The organism is Nitrospira sp. BLG_2 (assembly GCF_049222245.1).
The window spans coordinates 1-1,826 of sequence record NZ_JBLYIG010000275.1; the positions used below are offsets into that span (position 1 = coordinate 1).

Genomic DNA, 1,826 nt, shown 5'->3' on the forward strand with positions numbered 1-1,826 from the left:
ACAGTGGAAACCGCGGCGCCGGATTTAGCCGTGCGCTTCATCACCTTTCCCGGGACGCCCTTTGCCGGTCCGCACCACTATATGGTCTTCATGCGGGGCCAGACGCCATTGACCGGGCGATTGTTAACGCCGATGTTGGTCCATGCCGAGACGGCTCAGGTTAGTGATAGCCGTCACCTTCCCTGGTACCTCACAGCGTTGCTGTTGTCGCAGCCGCTGCACTTCGGCGACTATGGCGGCCTGCCTCTGCAACTGTTGTGGTTGGTGCTGGATCTCATCACCATCGTGGTCCTGATCAGTGGCTTGTATCTCTGGTGGCAGAAGCGCAAGAGTTCCGCGGAGGATTTATTGATGCAGACGGAGTGGGCTGCAAAGAGCGATTATCCATTGGAGCCGAGTGCGGAGGCCCGATGAGTGTTCTACAGACAACCAGGCAGATCTGGGCGGCACCGATTGTGTTGGGCATTGTCAGCGCCATTGGGTTGGTATCGGCCCTCTTGGGCGACGGCATCTGGGATGCTCTGTCCTGGATGGCGTTCACCGCTCCCATTGCTGCGATCCTCTGGGCGATCGCACGCGCCATTTCTCACTCGCCCTCTTTATGATGCGCCCGTGAGGCCCAGGTCGTATCAGCACAGCCGGTGCCATGATGCAATTTGTATATAAAATCCAAACGCATCGCGGGCATTGCCGCGAATCGGCGGGCGCATCGACATCCCTGTCCGTTTGTTTTTGGAGGCTGATATGAGTGACACAATCGAATCTGTCTCGGCGCTAGAGGCCTGTATTGGTAAGGTTCCGTGGCCCATAGATTTGAAAGTTATCGATCATCTCGATGAAGGAGCATTGCGATGGATCGCTGCGTCGCCGCTGCTCTTCGCCGCATTCGATCATGACAATCACATAGGTGGTACGCTTGCGGGCGGCCCTCCTGGTTTCGCGCATCCGATCGATGCGTCGAGGCTGAGATTACCTGTGGTCGCACTAGACGAACCGAACCTTGCCCGCGTAGGGTGTGGTGTCGGAGCATTGTTCGTGGCGCCCAACATTGGTGAAACGCTGAGGGTGAACGGCCGCGTCGTTGCCGTCGGCAGTGGGGAGATCGAGATCGCCGTGGAAGAATGTTACATGCACTGCGCGAAGGCGTTGCTGCGCTCGAACTTCTGGGCTGCCTCGCCTCGGTCCGAAGCTCCCGACGATGCCTCGGACTTTCTGACTGCAAGCCGCTTCATGGTGCTTGCAACAGTTGATAGACAGGGACGCGCCGACGTCAGTCCGAAGGGTGATCCGCAGGGCGCGCTGATCCGCCTGCAAGACGGCCGGGTCTGGTTTGCCGATCGTCCAGGTAACCGCCGAACCGACAGTTTCCGCAACATTCTCGTCCAGCCACGTATTGCAGCGGCCATCCTGATTCCAGGTTGTACCCATGTCGCCATGCTGTCCGGCATCGCGCGGCTCACCACCGACGCGGCGATGCGCGCCGACTTTTCCGTTTCCGGCAAGACTCCGCTGCTCGTGACCTGTATCGAACAGCCGACGCAGGTGATCTTTGAGAGCCATGCACTGGCTCAATCGCGGCTCTGGCCAGCCGCACCACCAACAGAGGGGCTTAATCCCGCTGAAATGTTCGCCGCACATGTCAAGCTCAGCAAGGCGCGTGGTCTGCAGGCGAAATTGATGCGCGTAGCGGTGGCGGTACCGGGCTTAATGAAAAAGGGCTTGCAGCGCGATTACCGAAGCAATTTGTATTGAGTCGACATCAAACGATAGAAGCTGCACCGAGAGACGGCTGAAGTCTCGGAGTCAATTTATCGGCCTCGAAACCC

The 1,826-nt window shown here is 58.5% G+C and carries 3 protein-coding genes; all 3 read left to right on the forward strand.

What is annotated here, in order from left to right:
• Positions 1-414 (forward strand): PepSY domain-containing protein (locus tag ACOSYY_RS07575; protein WP_421661659.1); only part of this gene is annotated, 414 nt, incomplete at its 5' end.
• Positions 411-605 (forward strand): hypothetical protein, encoded by a 195-nt coding sequence (locus ACOSYY_RS07580; protein ID WP_421661660.1) that lies wholly within the window; start codon positions 411-413, stop codon positions 603-605. The genes ACOSYY_RS07575 and ACOSYY_RS07580, both read left to right, overlap by 4 nt.
• An 82-nt stretch (positions 606-687) precedes the next feature.
• Positions 688-1,752 (forward strand): pyridoxamine 5'-phosphate oxidase family protein, encoded by a 1,065-nt coding sequence (locus ACOSYY_RS07585; protein WP_421661661.1) that lies wholly within the window; start codon positions 688-690, stop codon positions 1,750-1,752.
• The last annotated feature ends 74 nt before the right edge of the window (positions 1,753-1,826 follow it).